Genomic DNA, 22003 nt, shown 5'->3' with positions numbered 1-22003 from the left:
TGCGCGAGCGCGCAGCCGCCACACGCCTCCCGGCCTCGCTTCACCAGGTCCGGCCGCGAGGCTGCGCGCCTCAGCCGCGCTGCTCGCGGGTGCCCTGCGCGCCCTGCTTGCCCTTGCCGGGGGCGTCCTGCTGCTGCTGCGCCTCGTAGGCGTCGATCGCCCGACGGCAATTCTCGCTGAGCTTCTTCCAGTTCTTCTGGAAGCAGGCGTCGGTGGCCGGATCGTCGGGGGCGAGGTTGCCGCAATAGGTCAGGTAGTCGCCGGTGCAGTACTTCTTCAGGGTCTCGTTGCCGCGCTTCGACTGCTGCGCCGCAGCCGGGAGCGTCAGGGCGGCGGCCGCCGCGACGGCGAGAAGGATTGGCTTCAGGCGCATGGGGATACGTACCATCTCTCGGAGTCAGGAATGTCGGGATAAGTCCCGGTTGCGATGATGCCTTTGCATGGTCGAAACAAGGCAACCGACGAACGTTTCTCGGTGAGGATCCGTCCTGGCAGCCCGGTCAGACGCGCTCGGGTTGCGGAGCCGGGAATGCCGCCCGGGGCATCCGGTCCTGGCCGGTCAGGGCGTCGGCCACCTCGGTGATCCGCCGGCGCAGGTCGGCGTTCTCGCGCTCGACGCCGCCCTGGCGATCCGCCAGGTTCTGGGCCAGGGCCTCCTCGGCGGCCTTCAGGCTGGCGCGCAGATCGTCGCGCTCGGCCGCCAAAGCGTTGGAATCCTCAGCTTGGGGCCGGTCGGCGCCGCGGCCCTGCCGAATCGCCAGAAGGCTGTCGAGCAGGTCGGCATGCGCCTCCTCGAGGGCGCGCAACGTGGCGAAGCTCGCGGTGCCGTCCTCGCGGGCGCTGCTCAGTTCCGCTTCGAGCTCACGGGTCTTGGCCTGGGCCTGCGCGATCTCGGCATCCCGCGCGGCGACGTCGCGGGCCAGGGCCGCAGCCCGCATGGCACCGGCGCCGATCGCGGCGAGGTCGGCGTGGCGCTTGGCCTGCACAGTCTCGACCCGACGCTCCAGACGGCGCTGCTGCACGGCGAATTGCGCGCGCAGGAAATCCCGCTCCGCGGCGATCTCGGCCGGCGACAGCGGCAGCCGCGCCTCCGCACGTCGCCGCGCCAGACGGGCCGCGCGCGCGTTGAGCGCCGGGAGCAGCAGGAGGCCGCACAGGCTCGCCGCCAGGAAGCCCAGCGCGAAAATCATCACCGTTTCGATCACGAGGGAGCAGCCCGCGCATGCGGCCGGAAAGCCCGGCCCAGTGTCAGTCTAACCCAGGTCGGTCGCCAGGGCGAAATCAAGCTACGCTCATCAATTAGAACGGGTTCCAGGTCGCCTCCCGGGTGAACTTGAGATAGCCGACATTGATGCCGAGCCGTGCGCCGACGCCGCTGCGGATCGGCACCACGATGATGCGGTCGCTCACCACCGCGGTCATGCCGAAGCCGCCGACCAGATAGGCCGAGCCGTCGACCCCGCCGAAGCGCCGGAACAGCTCGCGCACGTTCGGCAGGTTGTAGACCAGCATCATGGTGCGCGCGCCGTCGCCGCCGACGTCGAAGCCGAGCGACGGCCCCTGCCAATAGACGCGCCGCTGGCCGGCATTGCGGGTGTAGAGCGTGCCCTCGCCGTAGCGGACGCCGGCCACCACCGCGCCTCCGCCCTCCTGCCCGAGGATGTAGCCGTTCGGCTCGCCCCAGCGCCGCCCCGCCTCCTCGACGGTGAGCGCCAGGCCGCGCGAGACCGAGCCGAAGAAGCGGTGGCCCGATTCGACGATCTCGCCGGGGCGGAATGTCTCGGGCGTGTCCGTGTCCTCGCCGCGCGCCAGCGCAGCGCCGACCCCGGCGAGGCCCGCCAGCGGCGTGCCGAGCGCCAGGCCGAGGCCCGCGCGGAGCAGGTGGCGGCGGTGGGTGCCGCGCTCGTCTCGTGCCGTCATCGTTGCCTCCTCACCCGGTTCGACGACCGCATCGGATCCGGGCCGATGCCGTCGGTCTTTGACTCCGCATCGTCTTTTTCCGAAAGCCGGTGTCCTGCTTTCGGGACGATGCTCTTACGGTTCCGCGGTGGATCCCTGCCGCCGCGCCAAAGGGCCGGCCTCGGCCGCACCTGCGACCGGGATCGGCCTGAGGACGGACCCGCCATCCGGGACGGCGCGGACCGCTATGTCGGACCAGCTTCTGAGGGAAACCGCAAGATGTGGTTAACGCGCCCTGACGCCGCCCCGGCCCCGACGCGGGCGCGGCGTGACAGGACCCGGCGCCATCTCGCGCCGCGATCGCGCTTGCGTGCTGTCATGGGCCCCGCCTTGGCGCTTGCCGCGATCCTGATGGCGGCCGGCGTGCCGGCGGCCGAGCCGGGCGTGACCACGATCGAGCTGCTGGCGCTGAAGGGCTTCGACCCGGTCAGCTACTTCCTGAAGGAGGGCCCGCGGGCCGGCGCCGCGCGGTTCGAGCTGTCCTGGGGCGGCCGGGTCTGGCGCTTCGCCAGCGGCGCCGACCGCGCCGCCTTTCAGGGCAACCCGGAGGTCTATGCCCCGCGGCTCGGTGGCTTCGACGCCGCCGGGATCCTGGACGGCCGCCTGGTCGATGCCGACCCCCTGGTCTTCGCGGTGATCGACGAGCGCCTCTACCTGTTCCGGGATGCCGCGCGGCGCGCCCGGTTCCTGGCGGACCCCGAGCTGGTCCGGCAGGCGGAGGCGGCCTGGCCCGGCTTGCAGGACCAGCTGGATGTGCCGTTCAGCGATGCGCCGCGGTGAGAGGCTGCTCCGGCCCGCCGCCGGTTCCGCGGGGGGCGGGCAGAGCGAGGCCGGCGGCCAGCTCTGGATCGCCCAGGGCCGCGAACGGCCCGTTGCGGTAGCCGGCGCGGTAGCGCCCGTACAGGATCGGGCCGCCGCCCGGGATCACGACGCAGCCCCCGGCCGCCGCCAGGATATGGTCGCCGGCCGCCGTGTCCCATTCCATGGTCGGTCCGCAGCGGATGTAGACATCCGCCTCGCCGGCGGCGATCAATCCGAACTTGAGCGCCGAGCCGGATCGGCGGGTTTCCGACACGGGCAGGGCGGCGAGGCAGAGGGCGGTCTCGGGGTCGCCGTGCCGCCGGCTCCCCAGGGCCACGAGGCCGCTCGGCGGCGCCGGGCGGGCCCGCACCGGCCGGCCCGCGCCCGGGTGCCCCTCGATCACGGAAGCCTCGACGGTGGCATCGCCCGCCCACCAGGCCCGGCCCAGGCCCGGGGCCACGAGCGCGGCCGCCACCGGCCGGTCGCCCGCCACCAGGGCGATGTTGACCGAGTAATCCGGCGTCCCGGCCAGGAAGTCGCGGGTGCCGTCCAGGGGATCGACCAGGAAGAAGTGCTGCGACGGCCGCGCCGCCAGTTCGTCGGCTGCGGCGCTCTCCTCGGCGATGACGGCAATGCCGGGAAAGCGCGCGGCGAGCGCGGCGACGATCAGCGCCTCGGCCTCGATATCGGCGGCGCTCGACGGCGAGCCGTCCGCCTTCAGGGCGTGCGGGCAGGGACCGCGATGATAGCGGCGCAGCACCTCTCCGGCGGCGCAGGCGATCTCGGCGAGCGCCGCGGCGATCCGCTCGCGCTCAGGCCCCGAAAACATCGCCGCGCTTATCATGTCGCCTCCCATACCCGCCTGCATGCCCGAGCGGGTCGGGCTTGTCGACATGTCGGGCCGGGGACCGGTTCCGTTGCGGGGGCTCGATCGCGGACGGCCTGCCGCGTGGAGCCGGGTCCGACGCCCGCTACCGCGTCGATGCCCCGATCACCGTCCGCTTGATCCGGGCGAGCAGCGCGCAGGTCCGGCGGCGGTGGCGATGCAGTTCGGCCGCGAGGCTGCGGGCATCCGGCAGGCCCACCGCCTTGGCGATCTGCCGAGCTGCGCTGTCCGAGGGGGTGGAGCCGGGATCGGCCATCACCAGCCGCTGCCACTGGTAGACCGCGTCGAGGAACGCGTAGGTCTCGGCCAGGGGCTCGGCGATGGCGGCGGCCAGGATACCGCGCTCTCCGGCCAGCCGGAGCACCGTCTCGCCTGAGAGGCCGATGCCGTCGGTCTGGATCCGCGGGGCGCTCAGCACGATGGATTGGGCCAGGAAGTCGAGGTCGAACAGGCCGCCGGGGGCGAGCTTGAGGTCGTAGGGACCGGCATGGCCGCGCTCCTCGGCGACGAGCCTGCGCATCTCTCCGGCCGAGGCACAGACCTGCGCGGGATCGCGCGGCTGCCCGACGGTCTCGGCGATCGCCGCCATGACCGCCGCCCCGAGCGCGGGATCGCCCGCCACCACCCGGGCCCGGGTGAGGGCCATGTGCTCCCAGGGCTCGGCCGCCTCGCGCTGATACGTGACGAAGCCGTTGAGCTGCACGGCGGGCGGGCTGTGGCTGCCGTAGGGCCGCAGGCGCAGGTCGACCGCGTAGAGCCGTCCGCGGCGCGTCGCGGTGGTGAGCGCCGCGTAGAGGCGCTGCGCCAGGCGGTTATAGGCCACGACCGCGTCGAGCGGGCGCGGGCCGTCGGTCATCCGGTCGTCCGGATCGAAATCGTACAGGAAGACCAGATCGAGGTCGGAGACCGCGCTGAGCTGCCGGGATCCGAGCCGCCCGAGGGCCAGGACGCAGCACCGGCCCTTGGGCACGGCGCCGTGGTCCTGGGCGAACCGCCGCTGCTCCGCTTCGAGGTTCAGCGCGACCGTGGCCTCCGCGAGGGCCGAATAGGCCTCCCCGGCCTGATGCGGCGTGATCAGGCCGGACAGGAGCCGCGCGCCGGTGACGAAGGCCATCTGCCGGGTGGCGTCCCGGCAGCGATCCAGAAACTCCTCGTGGCTCGCCGGCTGCCCGACCAGCGCCCGGTACTGGTCGCGCACCTGATCGGGGCCCGGCGCCGGCGCCACGAAATCGGGGTCGAGCAACGTGTCGAGGACGTGGGGGCTGAGGCTGACCGTGTCGGCGAGATGGGGCGAGGTCCCCAGGATGTCGGCGAACAGGAGGCGCAGGCGCTCGTGCGAGCGCAGGATGGCCAGGAGCTCCGCCACCGCGGGCATCCGGGCGAAGGCCCGGTCGAGGGTGAGCAAGGCCGCGTCCGGATCGGCGGTCCCGCCGAGCGCCCGCAGGAGGCTCGGCAGCAGCTCGGCCAGGATCTCCCGCGCCCGGCCGGTCTGGAGCGCCGGACGGCGGCCGACATGCCAGCCCTGCACGGTCTCCCAGGCGAGCCGGGGATCGCGGAACCCGAACGCCGCCAGGGCCTCCAGGGTGGCGGGGTCGGGCTCGCTCTCGCCGAAGACGAGGCTGTCCTCCGGGGCGCCGTCCCCCGGCGCGGTCTCGAACAGCAGGGCATAGTGCGCCTGGACGCGGCCGGCATGGTGCAGCAGCGCCGTCTCGAAATCCCCCCGCGTGTCGAACCCCGCGAACCGCGCCAGCGCGTCGAGCGCCGCATCCCCGGTCGGCAGCCGCTGGGTCTGCTCGTCGCGGATCATCTGGATCCGGTGCTCGAGGGTGCGCAGGAACCCGTAGGCCGCCGTGAGCTCGTCGCGCGCCTGGGCGTCGATCCAGCCCTCCTCGACGAGACGGCCCAGCATCTCGACGGTCCGGCGCCCCCGCAAGGCGGGCTTGCGGCCGCCGAACACGAGCTGCTGGGTCTGGACGAAGAACTCGATCTCCCGGATGCCGCCGCGGCCGATCTTGATGTCGTGGCCGGCCACCGTGATCGTGTCGTGGCCGCGGACCATGTGGATCTGCCGCTTCATCGCGTGGATCTCGGCGATGGCGGCGAAGTCGAAGTGCCGGCGCCAGATGAACGGCGCCAGATCGGCCAGGAACGCCGCGCCGGCCGGGATGTCGCCGGCGATCGGCCGGGCCTTGATGAAGGCGGCGCGCTCCCAGTTCTGGCCCAGCGTCTGGTAGTAGTCGAAGGCGAAGCCGGTGGAGAGCGCCACCGCCGTGGAGCCCGGATCCGGGCGCAGCCGGTAGTCGATGCGGTGGACGTAGCCGTCGGCGGTGCGCTCGGACAGGAGCTTCACCAGGCCCTGCGCCAGCTTGACGAAGAACGCCTTGGGGTCCCCGCCGGTGGCGGCCGCGGCGCGCTCGGCCTCGTAGAAGACGATGAGGTCGATGTCGCTGGAATAGTTCAGCTCGGCCCCGCCATGCTTGCCGAGCGCCAGGACGACCAGCCCGGAGCCGACCTGCGGCGCCTCCGGGTCCTGCGCTCGGAACCGTCCGGCCGCCATGCCTTGCCGGAGCAGCGCGTCGGTGGCCGCGCTCACCGACGCGTCGGCGAAGGCGGACAGGGCCTGGACGACTGCGTCGAGATCCCAGCAGCCGCCGAGATCGGCCAGCGCCACCAGGAGGGCATGCTCCTCCCGGTTGCGGCGGAGTCGGCGGGCGACCTCCGCGAGGTCGGGATTCTCGCCGCAGGCGCCCCCGACGGCGCGCTGCCGCGCGATGATCGCCCGGCTGGCGGCCTCCGGCGGCTGTCCCATCAGCGCGACGAGGCGCTCCGGCGCGCGGGTGACGGCCTGCCAGAGGAACGGCGAATGGTCGGCCAGCCCGAGCAGCAGGGTGCGGCAGGCCGGGGTGAGGAAACCGGCCGGGAAGGCCGGCTCGATCTCGGCGAGGCGCGCGCCGGCCGCATCGGGGTCGGCGGGTTGCAGGCTGGGCCGCAGGCTCTCGGACAATGGGGGTTCGGGCTGCATGGGGTGCCGCCTCAGCGTGGTTGGCTGCGTGGGGATGCCGGGGGCCGGCCGGCGGCCGCGCCGGGAGGCGCCGGGGCTTTAGAGGCCGTGGTTCGGCCGGCGGTCTCGCGTGTCACGCCGATTCCTCCCTGGCTCGAGCCGGGCCCGAACGGGCGCGACCCCGGGACTGCTCGCGGTCCGCATCGTGGCCGATCCGCGTTGGTCGGCACCGTACCCGATCCCGGCGCGGCCGGCACCGGTGCCGGCCGGTAACGCTTTTCAAAGCCGAACGTGGCGTCTATCCGTGCGGACCGGTCCATTGCCCCCGGCCCGACCGGCGGGCCGCGCGGAATGCTTCGCGGGGACTCGACCGCCATGTCGGGCGGCCAAGGATCGGCGGCTCCGAAGCGACGGGCCGGCCCGCAGATTGTTCGACCTCCAGATCCGCCCGCCCGGAGCGCACCATGTCCTCCCCGAACGCACCCCGCCTGAATCTCGACGGCCTCGACCTCGCCGCCCTGCTCTGCTCCCGCGTCTGCCACGACGTGATCAGCCCCGTCGGCGCGATCGTGAACGGGCTGGAGGTGCTGGAGGACGACGATGACGAGTCGATGCGCACCTTCGCCCTCGAACTGATCGGCAAGAGCGCCCGCCAGGCCTCGGCCCGGCTGAAATTCGCCCGGATCGCCTTCGGTGCGGCCGGATCGGCCGGCGCCTCGATCGACCTCGCCGACGCCGAGAGCGTGGCCAAGGGCATGTTCAGCGACGAGAAGACCAAGCTCGCCTGGAGCGCGCCGCAGGCCCTGTTCCCTAAGAACAAGGTGAAGCTGCTCCTGAACCTCGTGATGATCGCCACCTCGGCGATCCCGCGGGGCGGTCTGATCGACGTCACCGTCTCGGGCGACGGCGAGGCGCCGACCCTCGTGCTCACCGCCAAGGGCTCGCATGCCCGCATCCCGCCCCATGTCGAGGAGCTGATGGCCGGCAGCCCGGAGAGCGGCACCGTCGACGCCCACGGCATCCTGCCGTTCTATGCCGGCCTCGTGGCGCGGGCCGCCGCCATGGATGTGCGATTCGCCATCGAAGGTGATGAAGTGACGATCACGGCCTCGCCGACAGTGATCGCGGCACCCACGGAGGCTGGTGACGAAGCTTCCGATACCGCGCTGGCGTAAAAAACTGGAAAAGCATGGGGTGGGGAGGGGATCGAAACGCTTCCCTAACCCGGCTTGAGTAAGTACGTTGCGCGAGAGCCTCTCCGTGTAACGAGTATCGCCTATGGACGACCTGCTTCGTGAGTTCCTGACCGAGAGCGGGGAGCACCTCGACACGGTCGATGCTGAACTGGTTCGGTTCGAACAGGATCCGAATAACCAGACGATTCTGCGGAACATCTTTCGCCTCGTCCATACGATCAAAGGAACCTGCGGGTTTCTCGGCCTGCCGCGCCTCGAAGCCTTGGCGCATGCCGCCGAGACCTTGATGGGCCGCTTCCGGGACGGCCTGCCCGCCACCTCCGAATCGGTCACGGTGATTCTCTCGACCCTGGACCGGCTCAAGGCGATCCTGGCCGATCTCGAGGCCACCGGCACCGAGCCGGCGGGGTCCGACGACGATCTCATCTCCGAGCTGGATCGCCTGGCGTCGGCCGAGCCTGAGCCCCAGGCCGCGCCCGCCCCGGCGCCCGAGCCGGTGCTGCCGGACCCGGTCTCGCGCGAATTGAAGCCCGGTGAGGTGACCCTGGACGAGCTGGAGGCGGCCTTCCTGGCGGCCCCGGGCCCGGGCGAGGCTGACTTCGCGGCGCCGGTTTCGGCCCCCGTCGAGGCGCCGAAGGCCGAGGCTCCCAAGGTTGAAGCCCCCAAGGCCGAAGCCCCCAAGCCGGCGGCGCCCAAGGCCGTGGAGCCCAAGCCGGCGGCCCCGAAAGCCGAGCCGGCCGAGGCCGAGTCCGCCAGGGCCGAGCCCGCGGGCGACACCGAGGCCGTGGTGGCCACGGAGACCACGGCGGCCGGGAGCAAGATCCAGACGATCCGCGTGAACGTGGATACGCTCGAGCACCTGATGACCATGGTCTCGGAGCTGGTGCTGACCCGCAACCAGCTCCTCGAGATCGCCCGCCGGCACGAGGATTCGAGCTACAAGGTCCCGCTCCAGCGCCTGTCCCACGTCACGGCCGAGCTGCAGGAAGGCGTCATGAAGACGCGCATGCAGCCGATCGGCAGCGCCTGGCAGAAGTTGCCGCGCGTCGTGCGCGACCTCTCGGCCGAACTCGGCAAGCAGATCGACCTCGTGATGGTCGGCGCCGAGACCGAGCTCGACCGGCAGGTCCTTGAGGTGATCAAGGACCCGCTGACCCATATGGTCCGCAACTCGGCCGATCACGGCCTCGAATCGACCGCCGGGCGCATCGCGGCGGGCAAGCCGGCCCGCGGCACGATCCGTCTCGCTGCCTATCACGAGGGCGGCACGATCACGATCGAGATCGCCGACGACGGCAAGGGTCTCGACCTCGCGGCGATCCGCAAGAAGGCGGTGGAGCGCGGGCTGGCGGCCCAGGCCGATGTCGAGCGGATGACCGACGCGCAGGTCGCGAAGTTCATCTTCGACGCCGGGTTCTCGACCGCGGCGGCGGTCACGTCGGTGTCGGGCCGCGGCGTCGGCATGGACGTGGTCAAGACCAACATCGAGACCATCGGCGGCATCATCGACATCGCCACCACGGCGGGCCGTGGCACCACCTTCACCATCAAGATCCCGCTGACGCTGGCGATCGTGGCCGCCCTGATCGTGCGCGCCGGCGAGCATCGCTTCGCCCTGCCGCAGGTGGCCGTGCTCGAGCTGGTCCGGGTCGATGCCGGGGCCCAGCGGGTCGAGCGCATCAACGGCTCGCCGGTGCTGCGCCTGCGCGAGCGGCTGCTGCCGATCGTCTCGCTCACCGGCCTGCTCGGGCAGTCGGGCGGCCAGGGCGACGAGACGGCCCAGGCGGGCTTCGTGGTCGTGGCCCAGGTCGGGCGCGAGCGCTTCGGCATCCTGGTCGACGAGGTCTTCCACACGGAGGAAATCGTCGTGAAGCCGATGTCGGCGAAGCTCCGGCACATCCCGATGTTTGCCGGCAACACGATCCTCGGCGACGGCGCCGTGGTGCTGATCATCGATCCCAACGGCGTGGCCCGGCAGGTCGCCCAGGGGGTCCAGGGCAGCAGCGGCCACGCGGATTCCGATGCCGAGGCGGAGGCATCCGAGATGGGCGATACCAAGACCACCCTGCTGGTGTTCAAGGGCGGCCAGGGCAGCTTCAAGGCGGTGCCGCTCTCCCTGGTCACGCGCCTCGAGGAGATCGAGTGCGACAAGGTCGAGTGGCTCGGCGGCCGCCCGCTGATCCAGTACCGCGGCCGGCTGATGCCGCTGGTCCCGGCCGATCCGGCGATCACGATCCGCTCGGAAGGCACGCAGGCCCTGGTGGTGTTCTCCGACGGCGAGCGGGCGATGGGCCTCGTGGTCGACGAGATCGTCGACATCGTCGAGGAGCGCCTGGACATCGAGATCGCGGCCGACCGTTCGGACCTGATCGGCTCGGCGGTGCTGCGCGGCCGCGCCACCGACATCATCAACATCGCCCACTTCCTGCCGCTCGCCTACGACGACTGGGCCCGCGGCCCGAAGCGGGCGGAGCAGGTCTCGACCCTGCTGCTGGTCGACGACTCGGCCTTCTTCCGCGACATGCTGAGCCCGGTGCTGAAGGCCGCGGGCTACCAGGTGGTCACGGCGGCGAGCACCGATGCCGCCCTGTCGATCCTCCAGTCGGATCCTCGGATCGAGGTTGTGGTCACCGACCTGGAAATGCCCGGCCGCAGCGGCTTCGATCTCGTCGCCGCCATGCGCAGCGGCGAGCCGCGGGTCGCCGGCCTGCCGGTGATCGGCCTCACCGGGACGGTGGGCGCCGACGCGGTGGAGCGGGCCCGGTCCCTGGCGATCACCGACCTCGTGGCCAAGTTCGACCGCAGCGGTCTGATCGCGGCCCTGGCCGAGATCAACCCCACCGCCGTCTCCCAAGCCGCCTGATCCCGGCTCAGCCCGCCATACGACGATCGAATCCGGAGAGTTCTGATGCAGGCTGCCAATGCCAACGGCGCCGAGACCGGCCCAACCGACGACTACGTCACCGTCTTCGTGGGCGACACCCTGTTCGGCCTGGCGATCGAGCGGGTCCACGACGTGTTCGTCCCCTCGGGCGTGACGCCGGTGCCCCTGGCGCCGTCCGAGATCGTCGGCCTGCTCAACCTGCGCGGACGCGTGGTCACCGCCGTGTGCCTGCGCCGGCGCCTGGGCATGCCCGACGCCGAGACCCAGGACGACAAGGCCAATCCCAAGATGGCGATCGGCCTCGAGCAGGGCGGCGAGACCTTCGCGCTCGTGGTCGACGGCGTCGGCGAGGTGCTGAAGCTCGGCACCGACAGCCGCGAGGCGGTCCCGATCAACCTGGATCCGCGCTGGCGCAACCTCGCCACCTGCGTCCACCGCCTCGACGGTCGCCTCCTGGTGATCCTCGACGTGGACGCGCTCCTCGGCTTCAGCGCTGCCGGCGCGAAGGCGGCGTAAGGAGAGGAGGGATGAAAGCGCCACACGAGACGACCTGCCTGGTGGTCGACGATTCCGCGGTGATCCGGAAGGTCGCGCGGCGGATCATCGAGGCCCTGGGCATGAATGTGAGCGAGGCGGAGGACGGCAGCGCCGCCCTCGAAGTCTGCGCCGCCAGCATGCCGGACGCGATCCTGCTCGATTGGAACATGCCGAACATGGACGGCTACACCTTCCTCCAGGCGCTCAGGCGGAGCGAGGGGGGGACGACGCCGAAGGTCCTGTTCTGCACCACCGAGAATGATGTCGGGGCGATCGCCCGGGCCCTCCGGGCCGGGGCCGACGAATACATCATGAAGCCCTTCGATCGCGATATCCTCGCGGCCAAGCTCGAACAGGTCGGCCTCGTCGCCGACGCCGCCTGACTTCGACGCCGACATCATCCAAGACCCAGTACCCGAGGCAATCATCATGGCCCTGAGCCCCGCGGTCGTCCCACTCCGCAGTCCGCCTGCGCAATCCACGACCTCCGCCGCGGCTCCGATCCGGGTGCTGATCGCCGATGATTCCGCCGTCGTGCGCGGCCTCGTCGCCCGCTGGATCACCGAGGCCGGGTTCGAGGTCGCCGGCACCGCCTCCAACGGCCGCATCGCCCTGGAGATGATGGCCAAGCACGATCCGGACGTCGTGCTGCTCGACATCGAGATGCCGGAGCTCGACGGCACGACGGCGCTGCCGCGCATGCTCGCGATGAGCCCGAATCTCCAAGTCGTGATGATGTCGACGCTGACCACGCGGAACGCCGACATCTCCCTGAAATGCCTCGCGCTCGGGGCCGTGGACTACCTCGCCAAGCCCGAGAGCAACCGCGGCGTCACCACCTCGGAGACCTTCCGGGTCGAGCTGATCGAGCGGGTGCGGGTGTTCGGCGCCGCCCGGGCTCGCGCCCGGCGTCCGGCCGGCGCCCCGGGGACCGCACCGGCCCCCGCCCACGCGGCCCCCGCGCTGGCGCCCGCCGCGCCTTCACCGCGGCCGCCCACCCCGTTCACCCTCCGGCCGAAGGTCCGCAACCGGACCCAGCCCCGTGCCCTGCTGATCGGCTCCTCGACCGGCGGGCCCCGCGCGGTGGGCGAGATGCTGGAGGGGATCGGCGCCGCCGCCCTGCGCCGCGTGCCGGTGCTGATCGTGCAGCACATGCCGCCGATCTTCACCGCCGTGTTCGCCGAGCACCTCTCCACCCGCACCGGGCTGCGCGCCGCCGAGGGCAAGGCCGACGAGCGCCTGGAGGCGGGCCGGATCTACGTGGCGCCGGGCGGGCGCCATATGGGGCTGGTGGCCGGGCCCAACGGGCCAACGATCCGCCTCACCGACGGGCCGCCGGTGAATTTCTGCCGCCCCGCCGTGGACGTGCTGTTCAAGGATGCGGCCGTGGTGTTCGGCGCCGCCACCGCGACGGTGATCCTCACCGGCATGGGCTCGGACGGCACCAACGGCGCCCGCGCGCTCACCGATGCGGGCGGCCCGGTCCTCGCCCAGGACGAGGCGACCAGCACCGTCTGGGGCATGCCCGGCAGCGTCGCCCGGGCCGGCCTCGCCGAGGCCGTGCTGCCACTCCCCGAACTCGCGACGGCGCTGCGCGCCCTGATCACGGGGCAGCCGTCATGACCGAGCTCGAGTTCGAATACCTGCGCACCTTCCTCAAGCAGCGCTCCGGCCTCGCGCTGACCGCGGAGAAGCGCTACCTCGTCGAGAGCCGGCTGACCCCGGTCTGCCGCCGCTTCAATCTCGCCGCCCTGGGCGACCTGATCGGCGCGCTCAAGCTCGGCCAGGACGGGGCGATCGAGCGCGCCGTGGTCGAGGCGATGACCACGAACGAGACCTTCTTCTTCCGCGACCGCATCCCGTTCGACCTGTTCCGCGACACGATCCTGCCGGAGGCGCTGGCGCGCAACGCCAGCAAGCGCCGGCTGCGGATCTGGTGCGCGGCGGCGTCCACCGGCCAGGAGCCCTATTCCCTGGCCATGCTGCTGCAGGAGGCCGGGCCCAAGCTCGCCGGGTGGCAGGTCGAGATCGTGGCCACCGACCTGTCCACCGAGGTGATCGAGAAGGCCAAGCTCGGCCTCTACAGCCACTTCGAGGTGCAGCGCGGCCTGCCGGTGCAGTGGCTGATCAAGTACTTCACCCAGATCGGCGAGCAGTGGCAGATCGCCCAGAGCCTGCGCTCCATGGTGGATTACCGTCAGCTCAACCTGCTGCACAGCTTCACGTCCCTCGGCCAGTTCGACGTGATCTACTGCCGCAACGTGCTGATCTACTTCGACGCGCCGACCAAGTCGGACGTGCTGGCCCGGCTCGCCGCCCAGCTCGCGCCGGGGGGCGCCCTCCTGCTCGGGGCGGCCGAGACGGTGATCGGCCTGACCGACCGGCTCAGCCCGAACCCGAAGCAGCGCGGCCTCTACGGCCATGCCGAACCGGTGGGCCGCACGCCCGAGATGGCCGCACCCATGCGTGTCGCCGCCGGCGTCTGAGCACCCAGCCCGCCGCCGGTCCGAGCCGCGTTCGGACCGGCAGCCGTTCCACATCCCGATCGACGCCCCATCGCCGGGCGCATCGCCCGCCTGCGCGCGCCGGGGTCGACCGTGGCCGAGTGAGACGGCATCACGGACCTGACGGGACCGGCGGATGGCCGGACGGCCAGGAGACACGGCATGGCGGCAGGACACGGGGCGGGATTGCCCAAGGTCGCGTTCATCGGCACCGGCGGGACGATCTCGTCCCTCGGGCGCGATGCGCTGGACATCCTCGACTACACCGCCACCGACCGCCGCCTGGAAGCGGGCGCGATCCTGGACGCGGTCCCGGAGCTGTCCGCGGTCGCCACCGTGGTCCCGGTGCCGTTCCGGGCGGTCCCGAGCCCGGCGATCGGGTTCGCCGAGTGGCGCGACCTCGTCCTGCTGTGCGAGCGGACCGCCGCCGCGCATCCGGATCTCGCCGGCATCGTCATCGGGCACGGCACCGCCACCCTGGAGGAGACCGCCTACGCGCTCAGCCTCACGCTGACGGTGGACCTGCCGGTGGTTCTCGTCGGCTCGCAGCGGCCGATGAGCGCCCTGTCCACCGACGCGAAGCTCAATCTCGTGGCGGCGATCCGCACCGCCGCCGCGCCGGCCTCCCGCGGCCGGGGCGTGCTGGTGGTGCTCAACGACGAGATCCAGGCCGCCCGCGAGGTGACCAAGACCTCGGTGGCCCGGCTGCAGACCTTCCGCACCCCGGATTTCGGCGTGCTCGGCCAGGTCGACGGCGACAGCGTCCGGTACTACCGCCGCTCCGAGCGGGCCCACGCGCCCGGCACCCCGTTCGATATCCGGACGCTGCCCGCCCTGCCGCGGGTCGACGTGTGCTACGGCTACGCCGATGCCGACGGCACCGCGGTGCGGGCGTTCCGGCAGGCGGGGGCGCGCGGCCTGGTCGCGGCCGGGCTCGCCCCGGGCATGATGCCGCCGGCCGAGGCCGACGCCTTGGAGGAGGCCGCGGCGGCGGGCATCCCGGTGGTGATGTCGACGCGGGCCGGCAGCGGGGTCGTGCCGCTGACCACGCGCCTGCGCACCCGCGGCATCCTCAGTGCCGACAACCTGACCCCGCAGAAGGCCCGGATCCTGCTCGCCCTGGCCCTGACCGTCACGACGGAGCCCGAGGCGGTCGCGCGCCTCTTCGCGACCTACTGACCCCGATGACCCTGATCGATCCCGCCCGGTCCCTCCTCCTCGTCATCGACATCCAGGTCCGGCTGATGCCGGCCATCGCGGATGGCGCCGGGGTGATCGCCAACACGGACCGCCTGATCGCGGCGGCCAAGCTGCTGGACGTGCCTGTCCTGTTCACCGAGCAGAATGCCGGCGGGCTCGGGCCGACCGTGCCGGAGCTCGCCCCGGAACCCGGGGCGGCCTTCGCGAAGATGAGCTTCGGCGCCGCCCAGGCGCCGGGCTTCCTCGACCGGATCGGGGACCGCGACCTCGTGGTGGCGGGCTGCGAGGCGCATATCTGCGTGCTGCAGACGGTGCTCGGGCTCCGGGAGGCCGGGCGGCGCGCCAGCGTGGTGGCGGATGCGGTCGGCTCGCGCCGGCCCGAGAGCCGCGCCGCCGGCCTCGCCCGGATGGCGGCCCACGGGGCCGAGATCGTCACCACCGAGATGGTGGTGTTCGAGTGGCTCGGCACCGCCCGGCACCCGCGCTTCCGCGAGGCGGTCAAGCTGATCAAGTGACCTTGCTCAGCCGCCGTCGAGGGCCGCCCGGGTGCGGGCATCGGTGCCGATATCGTCCGGCCCCTCGAGACCCAGGACCTCGATCAGCCGCAGGCGGGCGCGGCTGACCCGGCTCTTGATCGTGCCGACCGCGACGCCGCAGATCGCGGCCGCCTCCTCGTAGGTGAAGCTCTGGGCCCCGACCAGAACCAGCGCCTCCCGCTGGGCATGGGGCAGGCGGTTCAGGGCGGACTGGAACTGCGCCATCTCCATCCGGACTTCCTGTTCCGGCAGGGAGGTCAGCTTGCCGGCGAGCACGCCGTCGGCATCCTCCACCTCGCGCTTGCGCTTGCGCTGCTCCGAGTAGAACAGGTTGCGCAGGATCGTGAACAGCCAGGCCGTGAGGTTGGTCCCCCGCCGGAAGCTGCCGGCATTGACCCAGGCGCGCACCAGCGTGTCCTGCACGAGGTCGTCCGAGCGGTCGAGGTCGTAGGTCAGCGAGAACGCGAAGGCGCGCAGCGCCGGGATCGCCCCGAGCAGGAGATCGCGCATCTCGGCATCGACGCCCTGGGGCGGTGGCGGCCCGGAATTGCTGCCGGCGGGAGCGGCTTGGGTCATCATCATCATCGCGGAGCCTCCGTGTCGGAGCATGCGGCGAGGTCGTCGATCAGCGTCCGGAGCCGCTCCGGGATCGGCAGGGCCAGAACATCGGCGTAGTGCAGGCGCAGGCCGCGCCCGATCCGGGCCCGGGCCGCGTCGTTGATCGGCCGGCGCCCGTGCGCCGGCCCTGCGGCCGCGCCATCGGGCACGGGGGCATCGCCGCCCGCCAGCGCCAGCCCGTCCCCGGCCGCGTCTCCGGCGGCGCGCGTCACCGTCCGCCCGTCCTTGCCCTGGCTCATGATTGCGCCCCGACCATCGGCGACGCGGCCCGAGGGGCCGGCGCCCCGCCGCCCGGTCTCGCGACCCGCCCGACGGAGACGCGATTCATCGCCTTCCGGCGGCGCTGGTAGGCGCGACGGATTTAATCGGTTCTGAATTTCACATTCATCAAATCTTAATGTCGGTATTCGTCAGCTCGACGGTAATTTTTTGACGGTTATTTCAGATACAAACCAGAAATACTTGTCTGAGCTTGGCCGTAAGCCAGGATCGCGCGCGGGGGCTGAACGAAGGCTGAGCGCAAAGACCCGAAGGCCCGATCCGCGCAGGTCGCGGACCGGTCCACGCGCGCTTGGTCGGGGCGGAGCCCGTCGGATTGCCGACGCTGGGGCTGCGCGACCGATCCTGGCCGCCGAAGGACGGGAAAAACTAAAAGCTTACGTAAGGTGGTGGTGCCGGTGGAGAGGATCGAACTCCCGACCTTCGGTTTACAAAACCGCTGCACTACCGCTGTGCTACACCGGCCCGCGACACGCTTGCTACCAGTCGCGGTGCCGCCGCTCAAGCCGAGCCGGGCCAGGATCCGGGATCCGTCGCGCGAAATGCGCTAGCGCCCCGAGTTGCGGACCAGGGCCTTGAGGCGCTGGTCGGCCCGGTCGATGCGCTCGGCGATGCCGCGGCGGATGCATTTGTCCACTGAGTCGCCGGCGTAGAAGCCGGTCGTCTTGTCCTGGTGCCGGCAGGCCTGGATCGGCGGCCAGGCGACCACCGCCGCCACGACCAGAAGCACGATCAGGCTGTCGACGACGAGCCAGCCCTTCCAGCCCAGGCGGAAGCCGCGCCGGCCGAGGTCGCGGGGACGGCGGCGCCGGCTCTGCGGCTCGGTGCCGAGTCGTGCCATGCGGGCGCGGAACTGGGCCTCCTCGAGCGCGTCGGGCAGGCTGCCGGGGGAGGATGAGGAGAGGGGGCGGGTGGACATGGTCGGCTCGCGAGGATCGGTGCGGAGCGGCAGGCGGCGGGCGACGCGCCCGGTGGCCTCAATCGATCAGCCGCTTCAGGAGGGCGAAGTTGTCCTGCATCGAGAGGACGCTGCCGATCATCTCGCTGCGCGCGCAGGCGCCCGCGCCGACGAGGCCGAGCCAGCTCGCGGCGGCGGGGCGCGCGCTGCAATCGGCGAAGCTGCCGTAGAAGAGCATCGCCACCGGCAGCGCGAAGACCGCGAGCTTCACGAGCCCGATTCCGCGTCCGAACAGGCTCCTGCGGGGCCGCCGCGGCGCATCCCAATCGTCGTCCCAGTCCGCGTCGGCGGCGTCCCTGTCTCGACGGTCCATCGCGGTATCGGTCCCGGCTGATCGGAATTCGCCGGACGAAACTGCCACGCCTTCGTGAAGCGCAGCCTAAAGCGGATGTTCAAAGGCCCCTGAAGCGGTAATCGGCCGGCCCCACTCTCGGGGCCGCGTCAGGCGGCGAGCGCCCGCCGCACGGTGGCGCGCAGGTCCGCGAGCGAGAACGGCTTCGTCAGCACGTCGGTGACGATCGCGTCGAGCCCGCGGGCGCGCTCCCGCTGGTCGGCGAAGCCGGTCATCAGCAGGATGGTCAGGTCCGGGAAGTCGCGCTTGGCGGCCAGCGCCAGCGCGATGCCGTCCATGAGCGGCATGCGGATATCGGTCAGCATCAGGTCGAACCCGCCATCGGCCTCGTTGAGCCGGTCGAGCCCGTCGCTGCCGTCATTGGCGGTCACGACGGCGTGGCCGTCGATCTCCAGCCCCCGCTTGAGGAAGCCGCGGACGGTCTCTTCGTCATCCACGAGGAGGATGCGCGCCATGGGGTCCCGTAAACGTTCCTGATCCCGGGCCTGAATCCGAGGACGTCCCGCCACGATGAGACTTCAGGCCTGCTTATGGATAACAGATCACGAACGGAACCGTTGCGCTGTCAAGGCATCGCACGGGAAAACAATCGCATCCGCGGGCGCCGCGGCGAAAATGCCGCGCTGCCCGCAGGCGCGTCACGCCTCGTCGAACAGGTCCGGGTCGCCGCTGCCGAAATCGACCACGCCCACGAAGGGCAGCTGGCGGAAGGCGTGCGCCGCATCCATTCCGTAGCCGACCACGAACACGTCCGGGCAGGTGAAGCCGACGAAATCGGCGTCGATCGTCACGGCGCGCTTGCCCGGCTTCTCCAGCAGCACCGCGGTGAGCACCCGCTTGGCGCCCCGGGCCATGAGCAGGTCCTTGGCGAACACCACGGTCCGGCCGGATTCCAGGATGTCGTCCACCAGCAGCACGTCCCGCCCGCGGGCCTCGCTCTGCACGTCGCGCAGGATCTCGACCTGGCCGGTGGAGACCGTGCCGGTGCGGTAGCTCGACAGGTGCACGAACTCGACCTGCGGCGACAGCCCGACCCGGTGCAGCGCCCGGAGCAGGTCGGCCGCGAACATGAAGCTGCCCTTGAGCACGGCGACGACCAGGAGGTTCTCCGGGTTCGCCGACAGGATCTCCTGGGCCAGCTCGGTGTTGCGCTTGGCGATCGCCGCCTCGTCGAAGAGAGTGCGGACGCGCCGCTCGGGGATGCTCATCTGACGTGTCCCGGGAGCTTGTTCTTCTTGCGGGACGGGCTCGCCGCCGCGATCGAAGGTCGGTCTTAGCGCCCGAAGGCCGCCGGGGAAACTCCGGATCGCGGGCGGCGCGTCGCCGGCCCGTCAGCCGTTGTCGCCCCGGATCGCCGCGATCACCGCATCCGTGACCGCTTGGGTCGTGGCCGTGCCGCCGAGATCGGGGGTGTGCAGGGCGGGGTCGGCGGTGACCCGCTCGACCGCGCGCATCAGCCGGTCGGCGGCGGGCTTCTCGCCCAGATGCTCCAGCATCTGGCAGGCGGTCCAGAAGGTGCCGACCGGGTTGGCGATGCCCATGCCGGCGATGTCGAAGGCCGAGCCGTGGATCGGCTCGAACATCGAGGGAAACCGGCGCTCCGGGTTGATGTTGGCGGTGGGCGCGATGCCGAGCGACCCGGCCAGGGCCGCCGCGAGGTCCGACAGGATGTCGGCGTGCAGGTTGGTCGCCACGATCGTGTCGAGGCTCTGGGGCTTCATGGTCATGCGCATGGTCATGGCGTCGACCAGCATCTTGTCCCAGGTCACGTCCGGGAAATCCCGCGCCACCTCGGCGGCGATCTCGTCCCACATCACCATGGCGTGGCGCTGGGCGTTCGACTTGGTCACCACGGTGAGCCGCTTGCGCGGGCGCGAGCGCGCCAGCTCGAACGCGTAGCGGATGATGCGCGTGACGCCCGAGCGGGTCATCATCGATACGTCGGTGGCGACCTCGTTGTCGTGGCCCTGATGGACCCGGCCGCCGACGCCGGCATATTCGCCCTCGGAATTCTCGCGCACGATCACCCAGTCGAGCTCCGGCCCGGTGACGTGGCGCAGGGGGCTGGTGATGCCGGGCAGGATCCGGGTCGGCCGGACATTGGCGTATTGGTCGAAGGGCTGGCAGATCGCGAGCCGCAGGCCCCACAGGGTGATGTGGTCGGGCACGTCCGGGGCGCCGACCGCGCCGAAGAAGATCGCGTCGTGGTCCTTGATCTGCGCCAGCCCGTCGGCGGGCATCATCACGCCGTGGGCCTTGTAGTAATCCGAGCCCCAGTCGAACCGGTCGAAGGCGAAGCGGAAGCCGCCCGCGCGCTCGGCGAGGGCGTCGAGCACCGCGATGCCGGCGGCGATGACCTCCTGGCCGATCCCGTCTCCCGGGATGGCGGCGATGCGATACGGTTTCATGGCGTGTCCTCCGGTGCGGCTTTGCCCGCCAAGATAGCGGGACCGGCCGGAATGCACCCGCGCTCGGCGAAAAATCGCGCTTGCGCGGTCGCGGGGTCGGATGCCGGGCCGGCTTTCGATGGGGCCGCGCGGCGCCCGGCCGGTGCGGCGGCCGGCGATGTGCGCAACGCCACGCCTTCGGCCGTTGCGGCGCGGCAGGTTCTTGATCCAGCGGGGCCGCGGATCGACCCTGCCGGCGACGAATCACAGGAGGCAGGCGTGGACGGGTTTCGCCCCAGCAGGCGCGGGATCTTGGCGTGCGGCGGAGCGGCCCTCGCCGCCGGGATGCTCCCGCGCCCCGCCCGTGCCGGCCAGCGGACGATCCTGAACGATGCCAGCGGGCTCAACCCGACGCCGGTGATGCGCCACGTCACGCCCCGGACGGGCGCGACGGAGGCCCTGATCGAGACGCTGCGTGCCGAGCTCCGCGACGCGGCAGCGTCCGGCCGCCCGGTGGCGGTGGGGGCCGCGCGCCATTCCATGGGCGGCCAGAGCCTCGCGCGCGACGGCACGGCCGTGACCCTGGAGGGCGGCCCGATCGAGGCGGACAGTGCCGCACGGACCTACCGGGTCGGGGCGGGCGCGCGCTGGTCCGAGGTGATCCGCCAGCTCGACCGGATCGGGTTCTCGCCCGCGGTGATGCAGTCGAACAACGATTTCGCGGTCGGCTCGACCTTCAGCGTCAACGCCCATGGCTGGCCGACCCCGCGCGGGCCGTTCGGCTCGACCGTGCGCGAGATCCGCCTGCTTCTGGCCGACGGCACGCTGGTGACCTGCTCGCGCAGCGAGAACCCGGACCTGTTCGGCCTCGCCATGGGCGGTTACGGGCTGGTCGGGATCGTGGTTGATCTCGTGGTCGAGATGGTCCCGAACGTCCTCCTGGCGCCGACCGTCACGGTGATGCCGGCCTCGCGCTTCGCCGAGGCTTTCGTCGCCGCGGTGGAGCAGGCCCCGACGGTGCACATGGCCTACGGGCGCCTGTCGGTGGCCCGGGCCGGCTTCTTCGACGAGGCGATCCTGACGCACTACACCGAGGTCGCCCATCCGCCGGCGACGCTCCCGGTTGCCGCCTCGAAGGGGGCGTTCACCTCGGTCTCGCGCGAGATCTACCGCGCCCAGGTCGGGAACGATTTCGGCAAGCGCGCCCGGTGGATCGCGGAGACCCGGCTCAGCCCGGCGCTCGATTCCGGCATCGCCACGCGCAACAGCCTGATGAACGAGCCCGTGGCGAACCTCGCCGCGCACGACCGCGGCCGCACCGACATCCTGCACGAGTATTTCGTCGCCCCCGACCGGTTCGGCGCGTTCCTCGACGCCTGCCGCGAGACCATCGCGGATTCCGGCTGCGACTGCCTCAACGTCACCCTGCGCTACGTGGCGGCGGACCCGGATTCGCGGCTCGCCTACGCGCCCGTGCCCCGCATCGCCGCGGTGATGTCGTTCACCCAGGGCTTCACCGCCGGCGAGGAGGCGGCGATGATGCGCATGACCGAGGCGCTGATCGAGCGGGTCGTGGCGATCGGCGGGGCCTATTACCTGCCCTATCGCCTGCATGCCCGGCGCGACCAGATGGCTCGCGCCTATCCGGCCCTCGACAGCTTCATCGCGGATAAGCGGCGGCACGATCCGGGGCTACTGTTCCGCAACGCCCTCTGGTCGACCTACATGGCCTAGGGCTGCGAGCGGACGCATCGGATCCGGTTCTCTCGGACGGCGATAGGAACCGGGGAGCGACCCGGCGGGGTAAGGTTCGGTCTACGGCAGTGCAGGATTCCACCTTCGGATCGCTTCGTCTGCACAATGTTTTCAGATCACGCCGGCCGCCGCGGAAGGCCTGCGGTTTTC

22 protein-coding genes and 1 tRNA gene are annotated in these 22003 nt (G+C 71.6%); 10 read left to right on the top strand and 13 right to left on the bottom strand.

The window, feature by feature from the left end; translation table 11 throughout:
* Positions 1–70: 70 nt before the first annotated feature.
* From BMZ47_RS21250 to BMZ47_RS21240, 3 genes are all read right to left on the bottom strand, one after another.
* Positions 71–373: a hypothetical protein gene (locus BMZ47_RS21250; RefSeq protein ID WP_007567254.1), complete on the bottom strand. Its 303-nt coding sequence runs from the start codon at positions 371–373 to the stop codon at positions 71–73.
* Positions 374–500: 127 nt separating this feature from the next.
* Entirely contained in the window at positions 501–1190 is a 690-nt protein-coding gene (locus BMZ47_RS21245) for a hypothetical protein (protein WP_091864100.1), read from the bottom strand.
* A gap of 109 nt (positions 1191–1299) precedes the next feature.
* A complete protein-coding gene (locus BMZ47_RS21240; protein ID WP_007567251.1) occupies positions 1300–1920 on the bottom strand; it encodes a DUF1134 domain-containing protein in 621 nt (206 codons plus the stop codon).
* A gap of 345 nt (positions 1921–2265) precedes the next feature.
* On the opposite strand from BMZ47_RS21240, the gene BMZ47_RS21235 reads away from it, so the two are divergent.
* Entirely contained in the window at positions 2266–2739 is a 474-nt protein-coding gene (locus BMZ47_RS21235) for a YHS domain-containing (seleno)protein (protein ID WP_244536898.1), read from the top strand.
* Here the strand turns inward: BMZ47_RS21235 and BMZ47_RS21230 are convergent.
* Positions 2720–3604, bottom strand: a complete 885-nt coding sequence (locus BMZ47_RS21230) for a 3'(2'),5'-bisphosphate nucleotidase CysQ family protein (protein ID WP_091864098.1) — start codon at positions 3602–3604, stop codon at positions 2720–2722. The genes BMZ47_RS21235 and BMZ47_RS21230 overlap by 20 nt on opposite strands.
* Positions 3605–3731: 127 nt before the next feature.
* Complete coding sequence (locus BMZ47_RS21225; RefSeq protein ID WP_091864097.1) at positions 3732–6668, bottom strand: bifunctional [glutamine synthetase] adenylyltransferase/[glutamine synthetase]-adenylyl-L-tyrosine phosphorylase; 2937 nt, start codon at positions 6666–6668, stop codon at positions 3732–3734.
* 443 nt (positions 6669–7111) lie between these two features.
* On the opposite strand from BMZ47_RS21225, the gene chpT reads away from it, so the two are divergent.
* The 8 genes from chpT (at position 7112) to BMZ47_RS21185 (ending at position 15483) form a co-directional block, all read left to right on the top strand.
* A complete protein-coding gene (chpT, locus tag BMZ47_RS21220) occupies positions 7112–7822 on the top strand; it encodes a histidine phosphotransferase ChpT (RefSeq protein ID WP_007567242.1) in 711 nt (236 codons plus the stop codon).
* A gap of 103 nt (positions 7823–7925) precedes the next feature.
* The gene (locus tag BMZ47_RS21215) at positions 7926–10706 is read left to right on the top strand and encodes a hybrid sensor histidine kinase/response regulator (protein WP_007567240.1); all 2781 of its coding nucleotides are present in this window, start codon (positions 7926–7928) and stop codon (positions 10704–10706) included.
* A gap of 45 nt (positions 10707–10751) precedes the next feature.
* Positions 10752–11243 (top strand): chemotaxis protein CheW, encoded by a 492-nt coding sequence (locus BMZ47_RS21210; RefSeq protein WP_007567238.1) that lies wholly within the window; start codon positions 10752–10754, stop codon positions 11241–11243.
* An 11-nt stretch (positions 11244–11254) separates the two neighbouring features.
* Positions 11255–11647, top strand: a complete 393-nt coding sequence (locus BMZ47_RS21205; RefSeq protein ID WP_007567237.1) for a response regulator — start codon at positions 11255–11257, stop codon at positions 11645–11647.
* Between the two features lie 46 nt (positions 11648–11693).
* On the top strand, positions 11694–12887 hold the full coding sequence (gene cheB, locus BMZ47_RS21200; RefSeq protein ID WP_091864096.1) for a chemotaxis-specific protein-glutamate methyltransferase CheB: 1194 nt from the start codon (positions 11694–11696) through the stop codon (positions 12885–12887).
* A complete protein-coding gene (locus tag BMZ47_RS21195) occupies positions 12884–13750 on the top strand; it encodes a CheR family methyltransferase (protein ID WP_007567233.1) in 867 nt (288 codons plus the stop codon). The genes cheB and BMZ47_RS21195 overlap by 4 nt, the downstream gene beginning before the upstream one ends.
* Positions 13751–13930: 180 nt before the next feature.
* The gene (locus BMZ47_RS21190; RefSeq protein WP_091864095.1) at positions 13931–14947 is read left to right on the top strand and encodes an asparaginase; all 1017 of its coding nucleotides are present in this window, start codon (positions 13931–13933) and stop codon (positions 14945–14947) included.
* 5 nt (positions 14948–14952) lie between these two features.
* Positions 14953–15483, top strand: coding sequence for an isochorismatase family protein (locus BMZ47_RS21185; RefSeq protein WP_091864094.1), 531 nt, complete (start codon positions 14953–14955; stop codon positions 15481–15483).
* A 6-nt stretch (positions 15484–15489) separates the two neighbouring features.
* Here the strand turns inward: BMZ47_RS21185 and BMZ47_RS21180 are convergent, their stop codons facing one another.
* From BMZ47_RS21180 to BMZ47_RS21145, 8 genes are all read right to left on the bottom strand, one after another.
* On the bottom strand, positions 15490–16089 hold the full coding sequence (locus BMZ47_RS21180; protein ID WP_007567227.1) for a sigma-70 family RNA polymerase sigma factor: 600 nt from the start codon (positions 16087–16089) through the stop codon (positions 15490–15492).
* Complete coding sequence (locus tag BMZ47_RS21175; protein ID WP_007567225.1) at positions 16086–16361, bottom strand: NepR family anti-sigma factor; 276 nt, start codon at positions 16359–16361, stop codon at positions 16086–16088. Before BMZ47_RS21175 ends, BMZ47_RS21180 begins: the two co-directional genes overlap by 4 nt.
* A 430-nt stretch (positions 16362–16791) precedes the next feature.
* Positions 16792–16866: transfer RNA gene (locus tag BMZ47_RS21170), tRNA-Thr, on the bottom strand.
* Between the two features lie 82 nt (positions 16867–16948).
* The gene (locus BMZ47_RS21165; protein WP_007567206.1) at positions 16949–17320 is read right to left on the bottom strand and encodes a hypothetical protein; all 372 of its coding nucleotides are present in this window, start codon (positions 17318–17320) and stop codon (positions 16949–16951) included.
* 58 nt (positions 17321–17378) lie between these two features.
* A complete protein-coding gene (locus tag BMZ47_RS21160) occupies positions 17379–17672 on the bottom strand; it encodes a hypothetical protein (RefSeq protein ID WP_091864093.1) in 294 nt (97 codons plus the stop codon).
* A gap of 128 nt (positions 17673–17800) precedes the next feature.
* A complete protein-coding gene (locus BMZ47_RS21155; protein ID WP_007567202.1) occupies positions 17801–18166 on the bottom strand; it encodes a response regulator in 366 nt (121 codons plus the stop codon).
* Positions 18167–18349: 183 nt separating this feature from the next.
* Positions 18350–18919 (bottom strand): hypoxanthine phosphoribosyltransferase, encoded by a 570-nt coding sequence (hpt, locus tag BMZ47_RS21150; protein ID WP_091864092.1) that lies wholly within the window; start codon positions 18917–18919, stop codon positions 18350–18352.
* A 123-nt stretch (positions 18920–19042) separates the two neighbouring features.
* On the bottom strand, positions 19043–20119 hold the full coding sequence (locus BMZ47_RS21145; RefSeq protein ID WP_091864091.1) for a tartrate dehydrogenase: 1077 nt from the start codon (positions 20117–20119) through the stop codon (positions 19043–19045).
* Between the two features lie 258 nt (positions 20120–20377).
* On the opposite strand from BMZ47_RS21145, the gene BMZ47_RS21140 reads away from it, so the two are divergent.
* Positions 20378–21832 (top strand): FAD-binding oxidoreductase, encoded by a 1455-nt coding sequence (locus tag BMZ47_RS21140; protein WP_091864090.1) that lies wholly within the window; start codon positions 20378–20380, stop codon positions 21830–21832.
* Positions 21833–22003: the final 171 nt, after the last annotated feature.

It is taken from the genome of Methylobacterium brachiatum, from assembly GCF_900113845.1.
Taxonomy (GTDB): Bacteria; Pseudomonadota; Alphaproteobacteria; order Rhizobiales; family Beijerinckiaceae; genus Methylobacterium; species Methylobacterium brachiatum.
This window is presented reverse-complemented; position numbering and strand designations above follow the sequence as displayed.

Bases quoted from the DNA above. Each gene is read 5' to 3' on its own strand.
- BMZ47_RS21250 (WP_007567254.1), bottom strand. From the start codon at position 373: ATGCGCCTGAAGCCAATCCTTCTCGCCGTCGCGGCGGCCGCCGCCCTG.
- BMZ47_RS21245 (WP_091864100.1), bottom strand. From the start codon at position 1,190: ATGATTTTCGCGCTGGGCTTCCTGGCGGCGAGCCTGTGCGGCCTCCTG.
- BMZ47_RS21240 (WP_007567251.1), bottom strand. From the start codon at position 1,920: ATGACGGCACGAGACGAGCGCGGCACCCACCGCCGCCACCTGCTCCGC.
- BMZ47_RS21230 (WP_091864098.1), bottom strand. From the start codon at position 3,604: ATGATAAGCGCGGCGATGTTTTCGGGGCCTGAGCGCGAGCGGATCGCC.
- BMZ47_RS21225 (WP_091864097.1), bottom strand. From the start codon at position 6,668: ATGCAGCCCGAACCCCCATTGTCCGAGAGCCTGCGGCCCAGCCTGCAA.
- chpT (WP_007567242.1), top strand. From the start codon at position 7,112: ATGTCCTCCCCGAACGCACCCCGCCTGAATCTCGACGGCCTCGACCTC.
- BMZ47_RS21215 (WP_007567240.1), top strand. From the start codon at position 7,926: ATGGACGACCTGCTTCGTGAGTTCCTGACCGAGAGCGGGGAGCACCTC.
- BMZ47_RS21210 (WP_007567238.1), top strand. From the start codon at position 10,752: ATGCAGGCTGCCAATGCCAACGGCGCCGAGACCGGCCCAACCGACGAC.
- BMZ47_RS21205 (WP_007567237.1), top strand. From the start codon at position 11,255: ATGAAAGCGCCACACGAGACGACCTGCCTGGTGGTCGACGATTCCGCG.
- cheB (WP_091864096.1), top strand. From the start codon at position 11,694: ATGGCCCTGAGCCCCGCGGTCGTCCCACTCCGCAGTCCGCCTGCGCAA.
- BMZ47_RS21195 (WP_007567233.1), top strand. From the start codon at position 12,884: ATGACCGAGCTCGAGTTCGAATACCTGCGCACCTTCCTCAAGCAGCGC.
- BMZ47_RS21190 (WP_091864095.1), top strand. From the start codon at position 13,931: ATGGCGGCAGGACACGGGGCGGGATTGCCCAAGGTCGCGTTCATCGGC.
- BMZ47_RS21185 (WP_091864094.1), top strand. From the start codon at position 14,953: ATGACCCTGATCGATCCCGCCCGGTCCCTCCTCCTCGTCATCGACATC.
- BMZ47_RS21180 (WP_007567227.1), bottom strand. From the start codon at position 16,089: ATGATGATGATGACCCAAGCCGCTCCCGCCGGCAGCAATTCCGGGCCG.
- BMZ47_RS21175 (WP_007567225.1), bottom strand. From the start codon at position 16,361: ATGAGCCAGGGCAAGGACGGGCGGACGGTGACGCGCGCCGCCGGAGAC.
- BMZ47_RS21165 (WP_007567206.1), bottom strand. From the start codon at position 17,320: ATGTCCACCCGCCCCCTCTCCTCATCCTCCCCCGGCAGCCTGCCCGAC.
- BMZ47_RS21160 (WP_091864093.1), bottom strand. From the start codon at position 17,672: ATGGACCGTCGAGACAGGGACGCCGCCGACGCGGACTGGGACGACGAT.
- BMZ47_RS21155 (WP_007567202.1), bottom strand. From the start codon at position 18,166: ATGGCGCGCATCCTCCTCGTGGATGACGAAGAGACCGTCCGCGGCTTC.
- hpt (WP_091864092.1), bottom strand. From the start codon at position 18,919: ATGAGCATCCCCGAGCGGCGCGTCCGCACTCTCTTCGACGAGGCGGCG.
- BMZ47_RS21145 (WP_091864091.1), bottom strand. From the start codon at position 20,119: ATGAAACCGTATCGCATCGCCGCCATCCCGGGAGACGGGATCGGCCAG.